This window comes from Buttiauxella sp. S19-1, assembly GCF_022134725.1.
GTDB classification, from domain to species: Bacteria; Pseudomonadota; Gammaproteobacteria; order Enterobacterales; family Enterobacteriaceae; genus Buttiauxella; species Buttiauxella ferragutiae.
The window spans coordinates 1-15,859 of sequence record NZ_JAHWLU010000113.1 but is presented as its reverse complement, the minus strand read 5'-3'; the positions used below and the strand labels follow the sequence as shown (position 1 = coordinate 15,859).

The 15,859-nt window shown below is 44.8% G+C and carries 15 protein-coding genes; 4 read left to right on the top strand and 11 right to left on the bottom strand.

Translation table 11 applies throughout. The annotated features are described in order from the left end of the window. Positions 1-96: 96 nt before the first annotated feature. The 4 genes from ftnA (at position 97) to galE (ending at position 3,074) form a co-directional block, all read left to right on the top strand. Positions 97-594 (top strand): non-heme ferritin, encoded by a 498-nt coding sequence (ftnA, locus tag MES37_RS19700; protein ID WP_064545742.1) that lies wholly within the window; start codon positions 97-99, stop codon positions 592-594. 222 nt (positions 595-816) lie between these two features. Further along, entirely contained in the window at positions 817-945 is a 129-nt protein-coding gene (locus MES37_RS24765; RefSeq protein WP_273694840.1) for a hypothetical protein, read from the top strand. A gap of 89 nt (positions 946-1,034) precedes the next feature. Next, positions 1,035-1,958 carry a glucosamine inositolphosphorylceramide transferase family protein gene (locus MES37_RS19695; RefSeq protein WP_237932463.1) on the top strand — a complete coding sequence of 308 codons (924 nt, stop codon included), beginning with the start codon at positions 1,035-1,037 and terminating at the stop codon, positions 1,956-1,958. Between the two features lie 99 nt (positions 1,959-2,057). Continuing rightward, positions 2,058-3,074, top strand: a complete 1,017-nt coding sequence (gene galE, locus MES37_RS19690) for a UDP-glucose 4-epimerase GalE (protein ID WP_064545738.1) — start codon at positions 2,058-2,060, stop codon at positions 3,072-3,074. 138 nt (positions 3,075-3,212) lie between these two features. Here the strand turns inward: galE and MES37_RS19685 are convergent, their stop codons facing one another. From MES37_RS19685 to MES37_RS19635, 11 genes are all read right to left on the bottom strand, one after another. Then, entirely contained in the window at positions 3,213-4,607 is a 1,395-nt protein-coding gene (locus MES37_RS19685) for a DUF4832 domain-containing protein (RefSeq protein ID WP_237932462.1), read from the bottom strand. 39 nt (positions 4,608-4,646) lie between these two features. Beyond that, positions 4,647-5,054 (bottom strand): hypothetical protein, encoded by a 408-nt coding sequence (locus tag MES37_RS19680; protein ID WP_237932460.1) that lies wholly within the window; start codon positions 5,052-5,054, stop codon positions 4,647-4,649. A gap of 2 nt (positions 5,055-5,056) precedes the next feature. Beyond that, positions 5,057-6,169: a glycosyltransferase family 4 protein gene (locus tag MES37_RS19675; protein ID WP_237932458.1), complete on the bottom strand. Its 1,113-nt coding sequence runs from the start codon at positions 6,167-6,169 to the stop codon at positions 5,057-5,059. A gap of 1 nt (position 6,170) precedes the next feature. After that, a complete protein-coding gene (locus MES37_RS19670; protein WP_237932456.1) occupies positions 6,171-7,382 on the bottom strand; it encodes a glycosyltransferase family 4 protein in 1,212 nt (403 codons plus the stop codon). Positions 7,383-7,391: 9 nt separating this feature from the next. Continuing rightward, on the bottom strand, positions 7,392-8,381 hold the full coding sequence (locus MES37_RS19665; RefSeq protein WP_064545727.1) for a glycosyltransferase: 990 nt from the start codon (positions 8,379-8,381) through the stop codon (positions 7,392-7,394). A gap of 1 nt (position 8,382) precedes the next feature. Continuing rightward, positions 8,383-9,756 carry a hypothetical protein gene (locus tag MES37_RS19660; RefSeq protein WP_064545725.1) on the bottom strand — a complete coding sequence of 458 codons (1,374 nt, stop codon included), beginning with the start codon at positions 9,754-9,756 and terminating at the stop codon, positions 8,383-8,385. Continuing rightward, complete coding sequence (locus MES37_RS19655) at positions 9,753-10,964, bottom strand: lipopolysaccharide biosynthesis protein (protein ID WP_064545722.1); 1,212 nt, start codon at positions 10,962-10,964, stop codon at positions 9,753-9,755. Before MES37_RS19655 ends, MES37_RS19660 begins: the two co-directional genes overlap by 4 nt. Continuing rightward, the gene (locus tag MES37_RS19650) at positions 10,961-13,099 is read right to left on the bottom strand and encodes a GumC family protein (RefSeq protein ID WP_064545720.1); all 2,139 of its coding nucleotides are present in this window, start codon (positions 13,097-13,099) and stop codon (positions 10,961-10,963) included. The genes MES37_RS19655 and MES37_RS19650 overlap by 4 nt, the downstream gene beginning before the upstream one ends. A gap of 2 nt (positions 13,100-13,101) precedes the next feature. Further along, positions 13,102-13,659: a polysaccharide biosynthesis/export family protein gene (locus MES37_RS19645; RefSeq protein ID WP_064545718.1), complete on the bottom strand. Its 558-nt coding sequence runs from the start codon at positions 13,657-13,659 to the stop codon at positions 13,102-13,104. Position 13,660: 1 nt separating this feature from the next. Further along, the gene (locus MES37_RS19640) at positions 13,661-14,947 is read right to left on the bottom strand and encodes an outer membrane beta-barrel protein (RefSeq protein WP_064545716.1); all 1,287 of its coding nucleotides are present in this window, start codon (positions 14,945-14,947) and stop codon (positions 13,661-13,663) included. After that, a partial coding sequence (locus MES37_RS19635; RefSeq protein WP_237932454.1) for an undecaprenyl-phosphate glucose phosphotransferase occupies positions 14,937-15,859 on the bottom strand: 923 nt, incomplete at its 5' end. The genes MES37_RS19635 and MES37_RS19640, both read right to left, overlap by 11 nt.

The following is a 15,859-nucleotide window of genomic DNA, read 5'->3' as shown; positions in this document are numbered from 1 at the left end:
CATTACAATAATATAATTAACAATTCCTTTGCATTATAGAAATAATAAAATTAAAGTAGCGCCATTGTTAATTATCTGATTCTCCTGGAGCGCATCATGCTTAAAGCTGAAATGATCGAAAAACTTAACGAACAAATGAATCTTGAGCTTTACTCTTCCCTGCTTTATCAACAAATGAGTGCCTGGTGCAGCTACCATAGCTTCGAAGGTGCAGCCGCTTTCCTGCGTCGCCATGCCCAGGAAGAGATGGAACACATGCAACGCCTGTTTGCTTATTTAACAGATACCGGAAGCTTGCCACGCATCAATGCAATTCCTGCACCAGACCAGGATTACGATTCACTGGATAGCCTGTTTAACGCCACCTACGAACACGAACAGTTAATTACCCGTAAAATTAATGAACTGGCGCATGCGGCGATGACCTCTCAGGACTACCCAACCTTTAATTTCCTGCAGTGGTATGTTTCTGAACAGCATGAAGAAGAAAAACTGTTTAAATCTGTGCTGGATAAATTAAGTCTGGTCGGTAAAAGCGGTGAAGGCTTGTATTTCGTTGATAAAGAACTTTCTACACTAGATACTCAAGCTTAATAATAGCTAACCGGTAAGCATGCCTTATGTTTACCGGTTTTCATTAACCAGATCATCTCTTGCTCTCCTCAATATTCTCTCGCTGATTTTCTCTCGTCAGGCATCTTATTAATCGCCTCAGTTATCTGATAACTATTTGTTCATCAAGATCTTTCCCACAGCAAAGTTTGCCATGATCGCTTGTAACCTCAAATAGGCATTTTTAAGAAAGGCGAATATTGCATGAGCGTCTATACTGCAAAACAGCAGCATTTCGTTGTTTGCTATCGGCGACAGCTAAGCCCAACTCAGCGGGCGGCAGTTAGCCAGAAAGCGGCATTGCGTCTCTTTGGTTACTATTTCTTACCGTAATTATAACCTTAAGCATGACTTATAATTTAAAATAGTACCTGTCATTTTCTTCCTGCATCTGGTGATTACTAACATGGACAAGATGATAAATGTTTAACAAAAACAATAAATTAATTAAAAAGTTATTTTTCCATGAATCATGGGACATCATGATCATTAAAAATGATACACATTCGTTTCCTGATAATACTCTGGATATTCTCAGCAATTCCAAAGCACAACTGCTTAATAAAAAATACACTTTCCAGGCCGACCCTTTTATTATCGAAAAAGACGATAAGCTGTATGTCTTCTATGAAGCATTTAGTTTCCTGAACTCTAAGGGATTCCTGAAGTGCCGTATTCTGAATAACCAACTGGAAGAGCTAGAAGATATCAAACTGGAAGGTTTTGACGATTTGAAATGTCACCTGTCATTTCCTTTTATGTTTAGCTCAGGCGACAAACTGTATATGATTCCGGAGTCATCAGAGAGAAAGGAAGTCATTCTTTTTCAATCTATTGAATTCCCTGATCGTTGGGAAAAAGTAAAAGTATTACTTTCCAACGTCGAATATACCGATAATGTTCTCTTCACTCATGAGGGAACCCACTATCTTATTTCTACGACTCTGGATAACGATATTGTCATTCATACAGCAAGGGACTTATTCGGTGAGTGGGAAAAAATAAAACCCTCATTAACATTATGTAACCGCCACCATCGTGGTGCCGGAACCCCCTATTCCATCGATGACAAACTTTATATTCTAACCCAAGAGTGTCATTTAGGTTTTTATGGTAAGTCCGTTTATATCAAAGAGATAGTTAATTTAAGCCCTTTGATTTTTGAAGAGAAACTTGTTGCTAATATTGTTCCAACAATCAATCAAAGCGCAGGTATTCATACTTTAAATTTCACAAATGATTATATTGCCTATGATACTAAAAATTTGACATTCAGCCTGTTATCGCCGTTAAAAAAGATTTTCTTTAAGTGTTTTGTTAAATACAGGAAGCATTTTTTTGCCTGAAACACCAGATGAATGGCTGGTTGATTGCTGATACTATTGAACGACTTGACTGAGGGTCACATCAAAACGCGCATTTTGTAATCTTAATCTGGAGATACTATGGCAATTCTTGTAACTGGTGGTGCTGGTTATATTGGCTCACATACCGTTCTGGCATTACTGGAAAGAGGTGATGATGTCGTCGTTATAGACAATCTCTCTAACTCGTCTAAAACATCTTTGGAGCGGGTGACAGAATTAACCGGGAAAGTACCAACATTATATGTTGCCGATATTTTAGACAAACAAGCGCTAAAAGAGATCTTCTCAAAACACAACATATCCGATGTTATTCATTTTGCTGGTTTAAAATCCGTAGGCGAATCAGTCAGAAAGCCGCTGGAATATTATGAGAACAATGTCGTTGGGACGCTGATTTTGCTCAATGAGATGTTACGCGCTGGTGTCAATAGCCTTATCTTCAGCTCTTCCGCAACGGTATACGGTAACCCCGAAAAAGTACCACTAAGCGAAGAGTGCCAAGTCGGTGGTACGACTAACCCATACGGGACGTCGAAATTAATGGTTGAGCAGATTTTGCGTGATTTTTCGCATGCACAACCTGAGTTCCGCATTACTTGCTTACGCTATTTCAACCCGGTTGGTGCGCATGCTTCAGGGCGTATTGGTGAAGATCCCAACGGTATTCCTAACAACCTGGTTCCATATATTTCTCAGGTGGCAATCGGAAAGCTCGAATGTCTGTCGGTATTCGGCAACGATTACCCAACGCCGGATGGAACCGGGGTTCGTGATTATATTCATGTTCTGGATCTGGCAAGCGGGCACCTGGCGGCGTTAGACCATAAAGCTGAGGGTTCACCATTCAAAGCCATCAACCTGGGGACCGGTGTCGGCTATTCCGTTCTTGACCTGATTAAGGCTTTTGAAAAGGCCGCACAAACGAAAATTAACTATCAAATCGTCGCCAGAAGACCGGGTGATGTGGCGGAATGTTGGTCAGATTCTTCCTTAGCCAAACAAGAACTGGGGTGGATCGCGACCCGTTCACTTGATGAAATGATGCGTGATACCTGGAACTGGCAGAAAAATAACCCGAACGGCTTTGGTTCTTAGCCGTCATAGCTTCAATACCCACAATAATTCAAGTTGCATCGCGGCGGCAAGAGAGCGAGTCCCGATGAGCTTACTAAAGTAAGTGATTCGGGCTCGTGAACGCAGCCAACAAAGATGCAGCTTGAAGAATGAAGGATATTATTGAGCGCGGACCTTCGACACCCGATACCAACCGTCACTCTGTTTGCCTTCGTTAGCCAGATTAATTCTCGCCTTGCCTTGAGAGTCCAGCATCGCCACCTCGATATAATACTGCCCATTCGCTAAAGCCACAGGCAGTGACAGACGATAACTCAGTGAACGCTCGCCTGGCAGCCAGCTGCGAATGTCATCGGATGTTTTCCCTTGGGCGATAACTTTGTTCGTATTATTTACCAGGCGATACACCACATCATATTTCAGGTAACTCGGTGCAATGCCATCATTCGCCCACTGGCTATTCAGCGTCAGGGTACTGCCTCTGGTGACCATAGAATCATGGCTTAACGAGACTAAACGGAAACGATAACCCAGTTTTGTCAGCGCGTTATCGACGATGGCTCGATACATCACCGGCACTTCACTCGACTTCAGATTAATCGTGCTGGCATGTTTCTCTATGGCCCAGTCAAATGTTCGTTGCACTTCTTCACGGGTATAGTGCTGTACTGTTTTCCACTCCGTCATATGACCGCAGATCTCAAAACTTATCGGCGAGCGTTTCCAGGCATCGTTAAAGCCGGAATATGCCGCCTGGGCTGCCTCTAAGCGCGGAGGATAATCATCTTCCATGAGATTCCAGGTTGTGGAAAAGTTCCGCCAGTCCCCAAGACAGTCAGCGCGCCAGCCTGCACCTCGCCTCACTGCACTCGCGAGATTTTCGTTACCGGCAATCAGCATAATTTTTGGCGTTTTAGGAAATGCTGTGAAGTGCATTTTAACGTACTTTTCTAGTTGGGCTGGCGTGTAGCGTTCTTCAAGGGGCGGCAAGGAAGGGAAGTTGCTGTTATGCCATTCGCCCCAGGAGCCCACCATGCCGATATCGATGTAAGCAAGATTCTCATTACCGTCGTAGCGTTTACCGAAGGCATTCAGCAGGCGCTGGCTGTATTCAAGAAAAATAGGGTCATCTAAATTCGGCGCGAAGGTTTTTCTATCGGGTGTCCAGACTCCTTTCACCCCTTTTCTGATCAACCAGTCAGGAATTTTGCTCCCGCTCTCGGGGCCATCCAAAACCATAACCCGCAATCCGACATTCATCGCCGGTTGATGCGCCGCCGCAAACCTGAAAGCATCATCGACCAGTGCAAAATTATACTGCCCTTCTACCGGCTCAAGCTCAGACCAGTAAAAACGCTCGTATTCAATCCCGGTATCAGGATATTGCGCGGGCGTCAGTTGTTGCCCAAAACCTTGATGAAAACTGGCGATTCCCGTTCCGGGATTGGTGATGGGGCCTGACAGTGCCTTTGGCGTTACAACTGTCGTCGGTACGGCGATTACCGCCCCCGGAAAAACCATGCACATCAGTGAAACTAACGTTTTCATATTCATAGTCTTTCCTGCTTCTGTTGGGGCGTTAACTTCCCAGGATCAGTTACTTCGCAAGCTGAGCCACCAATCCCAAATCCCGACGTGGAAATTACGAAACAGGTCGATTCCCACAGCGGATTTGATCATGTAGAGAGTTAAGAATAGACACAAAATGGCGAAAACTGCGCCACAAAGAATCAGCAACGTCACAACGATACGCACCAGCGTCGATTCTTTACGTAACCGTTTGCGGAAATCTCTTCCCAACAAAAAGACCATGTAGTAGCGCGTCCCAAAAAAGGGAAAGCTTTTACGAATATCGATCCGATGGTGCGACGAGAGCGTGATAGAAACGATCGCGTTCTCTATCTCCTGCTTTTGCTCAGCAGTGAGCTGCGCCTGAGTTTGTTCATCAAGCACTTCATAGAATCTGTCGATGACGATTGGGCGTCGAGTAGAATTCGTCAAATTTAACCTATTGATTTATCTATTGAATGGTAGACACTTACCGTGTTCCTGGCAATCTCACGCCAGTCGTAGGTTTGCAGAAATTTGCTGTAATCCGCACTAGCCAACCCACGTTTTTCGTTAATTTTTTCAGCTAAATCAAGCACGTTACCGACTTTAAAATAGGCATCTGCGGGCAACCCGACTTCCAGATTTGCCGGAATATCACTCACCACAGCAGGCAATGAATAAGACATAGCTTCCAGCAGCGCTATAGGTAATCCTTCGTGATACGACGGCATGATAAATAACTTAGCCTGAGAAAATACCACCTTCAGTGCGTCACCTTTTAAAAAACCGGTCAGAATGACATTCGGGGTTTTTATCGCTAATTCCTTCAGGCGCATGCTGTAATCAGAAGGATGATCCGCATCGCCAACCAAAACTAATGGCTCGGACGCCCCTGATTGCTGGTAGGCAGTAATTAAATCATGAAACCCTTTCTCTTCCACAAAACGCCCCACCGCAACAAGATAATTCTTAGGCTTCAGGGCATAACGGTCGAGTGTTTTATGAATCATCTCCGGGGCCTGCGTTTGCGGAATATTTACGCCGTTATAAATCAGATGAGCATCCATGCGACCATGTTTTTTCTGAATCAGTTGATTAATCACTTCAGAAATAACGATCACTTCATTGGCATAATTAACCGCAAACTTTTCACCTAATAAGAGAGCCTGTTTTGCAACTCGGCCCCACTTCTGGCGTTCATAATCAGGACCGTGATGGGTAAACACCACTTTCTTACCCAGTAAACGTAGCAGTGGCACTACCAGGCCCGGCCCGATGGCATGCACATGAACAATAGTGGATTTATCAAAACAGGTCTTAAACGCAGCCAAAACGGAATGAACAATGGCTTCCAGTGAGCGTTTTTTAGGTGCCCATAGCGCCACGGTTTCCACATTTTTGTACTGCGACTTACTGTAACCAACATACGGAGCGCGAGCGATAACACAAATATCCACATCAAACTGTTCTTTGATAGCCGGATAAAGATTTTGGCAATGTGTTTCCACTCCGCCTAACACATCGGGTATGCCACGTGTGCCAATGACAGTAATTTTCCTGGTCATATTAGGGTTTGCTCAACAGTTCTTGGTACAAGTTAAGCAACGCTTCCATATGATTACGCATGGCGTATTTATCACAGAGCCGCTGGTGGGCGTTTAACCCCATGTGGTGTGCTTTATCCGGGTTTTCAGCCAGAAAATCAAGGATATTCGCCAACTCCTGAGCATTGCCCGATTCAAATAATGCACCATCCACACCATCACGTATTTGTTCGGGGATCCCACCAATACGCGAGCCCACAATCGGCCGCGCAAACGACATGGCTTCTAACACCGACATCGAGCAATTTTCATTACATTCAGAAGGCACGACGATCGCGCGCGCATGCTTAATCAATGAGTCTAATCCTTCGCCTTGTTGTACATAACCGAGGAATTCTGCCTGCGGGAATTGCTTCATCAGGTCATGATAGATCGGGCCATGGCCGACTATCTTCAGCGGGATTTTATTACGCATTAGCTCATGAGCCTGCGCTAATGTTTGAATCCCTTTCTCAGGGCTGATACGCCCGACAAACAACAAATAGCCGTGGTCTTCAATACCTTCGAAGGGTTGGCTGTCATCAATGCCATTAACAATCACCTCGATACGTGAATTTGGCAACGTGTGTCTTATGATGCCGCGCAGAAACTCACTGGGTGAAATAATGACGTCAAGAGCCTGATAATTCTTAGCAATATATTGCCAGGTGGCTTCTAAGGTCAGCAGCAAGCTCTTGGATGCTGAACCTTCATAACAGCGATATTTAAACGCATTAAATACTGAGCCCGTAATACAGGCATCGCAAACTTTGCCGTCGCGTAACATGGCGTAGGAAGGACAGGCAATTTTATAATCGTGGGCGGTTAATACCGTTTTACAGCCAAAATCCCGGGCAATTTTAATTATCGATGGGGTCAACTGATGGTAGATGTTGTGAAAATGAACAATATCCGGGCGCTCTTTCTCAAGCAGAGCCTTCATTTTTTTGCAGGCTTCGTTGTTGTGGATAAATTCAATTGCCGTCTTAATCCCGCCGAGCAGGTTACTTCCTTTATGGTAATCGACATTGCTGACAAAATAATCAGCATAGTCAGAGGGGAAATTTTTCTCGTGCTGCATGGAAAAATCAATCACCTCGACGCCTGCTTGTTTCAGCATTTCGCGTTCCTGGAAATAGACAGTTTCCGCGCCACCTTTAATGTAGAAGAACTTGTTTACCAGTAAAATTTTCATCGTGGCCACCTATTCATGAATGACTTTGCTGTCGGGTGGCGTCATAGGATCGCGCACAGGATGAGTCAATCCCTTGATTAATCCCGCAGAGAGTACGGCTAAATTAAGTACACTTTGCAAGCCATTAATTAATGAACGATTTTTTATCGTTTTCAGTATGATAAATGCAATCAGCGGCAATAAAGCCAGCGCGATAATATCAATATTAAAGGTTAATATCGCCACCAGTAATAGCAACATATAGGTCGCAAAAATCATCTCGTTTTTGACCATTTTTATGGCAATGGGCCACCAGGGTTTACCCCAGGCACTGCGTAATAATTCACCTGGCGCTTTGTTATACCCACTGCGCCAACGGTACATCAGCAATTTTAGTGTCGGCATATTGTGCGATGTGTGGCTGAAATAAGGCACATTCAGGCGGTGTAATTTATAACCCGCATCCACTAAACGCATGCCAAGTTCAGCCTCTTCATAGGCATGAAGATTGCGGTTGGTCAGATAGCCAATTTTTTCTATTGCGGTGCGGCGATATAAACCACCGCCCCCTAAATGGTCGCAATCCCCTAGCGGATAAATTTCATGTAGCCGCTGTTTGCGCGATTTAAATTCATAGTTAGAGGCATCATCCATTTCCACCGTTCCCGCAACACCAGCATATTCGGGATGGCTTTGCAGAAAGGTAATAGCGCTATCAATAAATCCTTTTTCCAGCTCCATATCGCCGTCCATCAACAACAAATATTCACCTTCGCTATACAGATAGCCAAGTTGATGGCCAACGCCACAACAGCGATCCGCAGGCTGGGTTAACGACACCACGGTGACCCCTTTATTGCTGGCCAATTGCTGAGTGCTATCGGTTGATAAGCTGTCGGCAACAATAATTTTATGAGGATATTCAGCAATCTGCTGCTGGATACTATCAATCGTTTTTTCAATACACTTGGCTTCGTTAAGTGTTTTAATGCTCACGGAGATAAACGGTTTATGACTCATATTATTGCTCTGCAAAACGATATACGGTTCGACGAATAACCAGACTTGAGCCCAGTGCCAGATAGAAAAGGAATTGGAGCATTGGTGTGATAGTGAGTATCTGACTGTAGGGCAAGCTCAGTAAGCAACTGATAGCAAAAACATTAAATGCAGGCGCAAAACTGAGTAATTGCAGATCCTGTGGGTCTAATTGCTCGCGATCTAACAGAGCTTTAGGTTGCACAATTTTCAGGATGTAGAGAATTAAACCGATAAACAAAAGGGTTCCCACCACGCCCACTTCCCAGAGCAACATACTCAAAGAAGTCGAATCGAGAATTAAATTATAGGTGAGATTCAGGAAGCCTGGCGACACCACACTTCCGCTGTTGGTCGCGTTTAATCCGTAACCAAATAGCGTCCCTGAAAGCCCCCAAAGATCGTTATTTTTTATCCAGAATAGCAGTGTTGTAAACCGCCCCACTTCGCCTGAAGGCAGAATATAGTTTGGGTCAAAAATGTAACTGAGTGAGTTAATAAAAACAGCAAGCGAGCTTTGTGTAGGGTCAGTACCGTAGGCCGTTGAATAACCCGCCGCTAAAATGACAATGGCGAAGGCAATGAGTAATGCCATAGCGGTGAATATCAACAGCAGGGCTTTGATATTCACTTTATTCATGCCTTTTACGAAGCTCGGCATCAACCAAACCCATGCCAGTAATATCGGTGACAACAGAATGACAAATTTCACTTCACCGACAATACACAAGCCAAAACCCAAAATGACATGCAAGGCCATCGATTTAAAACTGGTTAGCCCATGCTTAAATTCGGAGACTTTTAACAACATAATCAGCAGGCAAAACAACCCCATCGCAGCGGTATTCCCGCCTCCCAATGGGTCACCGCCAAAGGTCCCAACCACCGAATCCCATTTATCTTCTTCGCCACGCACCACAACACGCTGGGGTAGAACAAACAGCAATTGATAAAGCACCACCGGAAATTGAGCGTAAAACACCCAATATAAAGAACGTGTGACGCGATAGACCTGCGATTCACGACAAAAGCCTAACAGCAGGCAGAACATCACCAGTGAAAGTGCGATTTCATTTTTAAAACCGACAATCGCGTCAGTCACCCCGGCCTGCAAAATTGTCGATACTCCCGCCATGACCATGAAAATAAGGTACAACGTCAGCACCACGATTTCTTGTTTATCCAACTGCAATTTTTCATAGCGGGTTTGCATCACCAGCAAAATGAACATCAGCAATGTCAGGAAGAATGGGATCCACAGCACCGCTAACACACCCGTGAAGTACTGAACTAACCCGCAGACCATCAGGGTCATGAAAGAGTATGTCTGTAAATAATTCCCAGTGTTGAGATTCATAATACCACCGGCCTGTCTTTCAAAAGATTGGCGCGTTTATTTACCTTGAGATAAATAAACGCATAACGAACGAAAGTCAGTACTGAGAACAGAATAATCGAAGTGGCATAGTCATTATAAAAATAAGGCACTATGACAAACGCAATCAGTACAATCGCTAATTGTTCAAACTGGATACGCAGGAAATAACGGTGCGAACCAAAAATCAGTTCAATCACGGTCAACGGGCACACCGCTAAAGCCGGGAATAAATATGGCAACATGTAGCGTGAAGTGGGAATCGAGTTTATCCAGTCCTCACTAAAGCCCAGGTGCATAACGATGGGATAAAACAGAAACACCCCCAGTGTACACACAACACCCAATACCAGAAGCAGCAAACGGACCTTTTTGTACTCTTCAAAGTTAAAGGTGTTATGCCTGAAATCTATCGACCATTTCGAGAAAATAGCGTTGCGTACCGCATTCCCGACAATCACCACTGGCGCCAGGCAGAAGCGGCTGACAATAGAAAAATAACCCGCAGTCAATGCTGAGAACCAAAAGTTTATCAACATGATAGGCAAGTTACTGTTCGCCATCGCCAGCACTTCCGCACTACCGACTTTAGTGATGTGATGAACGTGCTTACTAAAGAATGCGAGGTTATTTTTGGGGCTCAAATGTGCCAGTTGCACACTACGAATATCGAAAGCACGAAGAATGCAGCCAATAGTCAACACCATCATCGAGCCTGCCCACGCCCAGTAAAATGCCTGGATATGCGTGGTGAGTAGCACGGAGAGCACCACTACCACGGAGACAGAGATACGCTGGAAGACCAAAAAGCCAAAATTAGCGGTACGTAACGATAAGTTTTCCGAAATCAAAATCCACGTATTTGAAAGCGTGAGCAGATAAAGGAAGAAAATATTCTGATTAAACAGCCATGCAGTAAGCAGCGCGTAAGGCAGAGCGATAATCAGACTTTGCAACAAGCAAAACACCACGTTTTGCGCCAGTTCATCATCTTGCTGCTTAGGAATGAGTAGCTGTGATGCAAAGGTACAAACCTGAGCCCCAATCAACGCAATACTGTAGTTAAGCGCGTACAGCCCCACTTCAGCCAGGTCATATTTGTGTGAAATTAACCAAATAGACAGCGCACCAATCAGTTGTGAAATGACTGATGAACCCGCAATTGTGGACGCGCTTCTCAGTAAACTCATATCCGGCCTGTGCTGCTCATCAATTCACTGGTTTGTAGGTTGAGTGAGCGTAAACCCTCTTTTGTCTCAAGATTTTTATCCACGACCTGATTAAGCACCACACCGACAACAACAGAATGATTAGCTTCGAGTTTATCTAGCGCCTGGATAATATGTTCCGCCGGTGCCGCACCCGCTTTCAGCATGAAAATTTGCCCATCAATGACACGACTAATCAGCTGGCTGTCCTGGCTCTGATTCACCGCAGCAACATCAATAATAATACGCTGGTAATGGCTGCGTAATTCACGCATCAGATGCTCAAGATTTTCCGACGACAACAGCAATAGTGAGGAGATCGTTGCATTGCCACGAGGTAGAAAATCCAGATTTTCATTCACTTTGACACTAAGATTCTCATGCGTGCCTTCGCCGCGCAGCAGCTCAGCAACGCCATGGGCAGACGGTTTCGCCAGCTCACTTGATAAGCCGTCTTTATTGAAGAAATCGAGATCAACCAGCAGCGTTTTCTGATCGAAACTAAATGAATTTGCTAACAGGTTAGCCAACAGCGTTCGGCCTTCCCCGTGGTCAGTCGACGTCACCGAAACCGCCTGCAACTGGCGATTATCGAGCATGATACGGGTACGAATACTGTGAATGATATCGGCATTGAGCGGGTTATTGGAGATTACGTCGCGGATTTGCGCACGGCTCCCCAGACCCGAATAGCGGCGAATCTCACCTAATGGCTCGAGGTTCAACCGTTTCTTCATTTGGCTCAGGTTATTAATGGTGCTGTCCATTGCTGATTTAACGATGAAGTACATGATGCTAAAAGCCAAAACGAATAACACCACCATGACCAGTAACAACGGTTTGTTAGGTTTAGATGGGCGTTCAGCAGGTACCGCCGGGTCGTACAAGACGGCATCCGAATCAGCATAATTACCGGACAGCGTCTGTTCCTGAGTGCGTTGATACAGCGTTTTATATGAATCTTCCGTTTTATCCAGCGCCAGTTTCAGCCCGTTATAACCTTCACGTTTCGAAGCAAGTTTCTGGAAGATCAATTTTTGCTCATTCAGCTGTTTCTGGTAGTTATTTTCATCAGCCAGTGCTGCCTGATATTGCTGACGCAGGCCAGTTTCCAGTTCACCCAGCACGCTGTAGGTTTGATCCTGAACGGCCTGAACTTGCGCCTGAGCTTCCTGAATCTTGATGTGTTTCGGGCCATACGATTTGCGCAGTTCATAGAGCGTCCGTTTCGCCTGAACGAGTGCAATGCGTAAATCCTGAATCTGAGCATGGTCTGAAATCACTGGCAGTGAGATCACATCTTCCAGCGATCGCCCGGCGCTTCTGCGCACTTCGTTATACTGCGATTCTGCCGCAACACGACGCTGAGTCGCATCCGCCAGGCGGTTAGTGACAATACTTAACTGCTCGGTTTCAAAACCATCCACACCGCGGAAGGTCAACAACCCCTCTTGCTTCAGATAATCATCAATGGCCCGCTTTTGCCCGGCAATTTGCTGCTGCAATTCGAGCATACGCTGCTGGTTGCTTTCACGCGCTTTCAGCGTATTGCCGCGCTTTTGCGCCGCACTGTAATCAATGAACGCCTGCGCCACACCATTGGCTACCTGTGCTGCAACCTCAGGCGAAGAGGATTCATAAGAGATTGATGCCAGATGCGTGGTGCGCACACCGTTAATGGTCAGGTTTTTCAGCAACGTCTTCAGTGCCTTATCAACACGCGCTTGCTGATTCTCAGGCGTATTCGCATTTTTGCTGTCCGAATTTGCGCCGATGAAATCAGGATTTTCATCCAGTTTCAAATTGCGCACCGCCTGCTCCAGCACAATACGCGACTGCATCAATGCATATTGAGTTTCGTAATAACCATTACGTGTCGAGTCATAACCGTCTACCTGCGGGAATGGGGAAATATTATCCGGTTGGGCTTTGATAAGCACCGTCGCCGTTGAGACATACTTAGATGTCATCATGCTGATTAATGGCCAGGCAACCGCCCCCGCAATCACGCCGGCGAGGAGGATTTTCCAACTGTTCTTTTTAATTTCTTTGGCAAACCTGGAGAAATCGATCGCGCTTTCTCGCTTCTTGCCATTTTCTACGATTGATAGTTTCATAGTTAGAAGAAGCCCATGCCAATTATAACGATATCACCGGGGTGAACGGAGTGTCTGACGTCCACGTTCTCAAGCAATTGGTTACTCCCCGACAGACGAATATTGATATTTTTACGATCCGCTCGGTCAGTGAAACCACCGGCCTGTGCAATAGATTTTTCAACCGTGAGTCCAGGTTCGTAGGCGAAACCATTCGGGTTCTTCACTTCACCTGAAACAAAGAATTTACGGAATTCCGCAATATTCACGGTCACCATTGGGTTTTGCAGATAATCTCCACTTAGGCGATTGGTTAACTCGGCACTCACTTGTTCCGGCGTTTTTCCTTTCAGCACTAATTTACCGATATAAGGGAAGGTAATCGTTCCACTTTTATCGATAATAAATTTCATCGTCATATCAGGTTCGCCGTAGACATTAATACTGACGGTATCACCTGCATCGAGAAGATATCCCATTGATTCAGCATCAGGATTATCCATGAGTGGTGGCTTGGATGTTGTACACCCAGCCAAAAGCACCGTGAATAATAAAAATGCCCAGAGTTTCATTATTTTCATTTTAAATCTGCACCTTAGCTGTAAACATAATCAGCGAATTGTCGTAGCCCAATGTTCTCAGGACTTCACGGTCGTCGTCAGCACCGATATAGAACGAATCGGTCTCTTTATTCGAACGCAAGGTATCTATTTGATATTTCAGTTCAAAATTAACCGAAGGTCTGAAGTCGTAACTCATAGAAAATGTGAATACGCCATCTCTGTCCGTTCTATCCTTATCTTGTTTCTTATAATCTTCCGTGGTGTAGGAGTAATCTAACAAGGTAGAGAAACGATCGTTGAGCCAAAAATGTTGATAAGAAATACCGTATTGCGAAACCAGAATGTAGCCCCCAACTTCTGAAGGGTCTTTAATGCGTTGCGAGGTATGCGCCGTAAAAATAGCCTGTTTGAGTGGTTTCCACTCGCCCTGAATATCCCAGTTTAGTCCATTAAAATCCTGCGAGTCAGGGTTGTTCTGAAACGTTTTATACAACCAGGCTACGTTCATATCGATGTTGGTTTTTCCCGTCACCTGGGACTTTATTCCGTACATCAAATAATATTCGTTACTGTCTTTTTCATTAGCATTATCATAATGCCGTTGGTTAGTAATAAAGCTATAACGGAAACGAGTTTCCCGTGAGTACTGGTCGAAAATTTCGGCTACCAGACTATTTTCATACCATTCTTGCTCTTGAATATAATTGTAAAAGTCGTCGTCGGTATTCTGTGCATCCTGGGTATTACCAAAACGAAGCTTTTTATACAGCAGGGCGACTTCGGCTTTTCCACGCCCTTCAGGTGCTCCGTAGCTGTAACGTAGTTCGCTATTGAGCAAGTTGGTGGTCAGCGGCGATTCGATGCCAAACTCTTGAAATTGCTCAGGTACAAAACCTTCGGTGATACCACGCCCACGGTCTTCATGGCCAATTGAGTCTTCAACATTGAACATTAACCCGTGCTTTAATCCATAACGCCACACGCCGTTAAAACGGAAGAAGTGGTCATTGTAGTTATCCGCAGAGTCATTATTATAATTGCGATAATCACCTGAATATATTACCAGGTATTTATCCTGGTATCTTTCGCCCGCCATGCTTAATACCGGAGTAACGCTCAAGAAGTTTGAGCCAATAGCATCGCTATCATGTGGCTGATAAGTCACATTATCGTCATAACCATAATTCACACCCGCTGTGCCTTGAAAATCAATACCTGCAAAGCCGATATGAGATTTCGGGGTTAAGTCCGCCAGGGCCGGATGCGTTAAAACTATTCCGGCAACGAGAATATATTTAATATGCATTTTTCCCGATAAATCCTTTGAAAATAGTTTTTATAATAATTTTGATATCTAGCCACAACGACCAGCTTTGGATGTATTCAATATCGTACTGTACGCGCTTTTCCATTTTATAAAGTGCATCAATTTCGCCACGATAGCCGTTAATTTGCGCCAATCCTGTGATCCCAGGTTTAACTTTGTGGCGAATCATGTAGTTTTCCACTTGCTTGCGATATTGCTCGTTATGCGTGACGGCATGCGGCCTTGGGCCAACAATCGACATGCTGCCTTGTAGCACATTAAAAAATTGCGGTAGTTCATCAAGCGATGTACGACGTAAAAAGGCGCCGAAGCGGGTAACCCGCGGATCGTCTTTGGTCGCTTGAACGACAGTGTCTGAGTTTTCCATAACGCGCATAGTCCGGAATTTCCAGACCTTTATTCTTTGCCCACTCAAGCCGTAACGGTCTTGTTTGAAAAATACCGGCCCACGTGAAGTCAGCTTTATCCCGATACCAATCACCAATAACAGAGAAGAAATCAATACCATGATAATACTCCCCAGTACCAAATCTTCGGCTCGTTTGACAAAGGAACCAAAACCTTCAAACGGTGAACTCAGGATGCTGATGGTTTGTAAATTATGGACTGAGCGCAGCTCCGACATGTGAGAACTGTAAGAATTGAAGTCTGGCACGATGTAAGTGTCGACTGTCGTGTCGGACATCACCGCCAGGAAATGGCGAATCCTTTCCAACGCAACTAACGGTAAAGCGATATAGATTTCATCGATCCTACCCGCTTTTGCCTCTTCAACCAAACCACTGACTGAACCTTTAAAAGGGCTATTAATTCGGTCAATCAACTCACTAAATCGTGAAGCATCACGTTCATCGTAAAACGCCATATCTAACTTCACATTTGAATATTCTT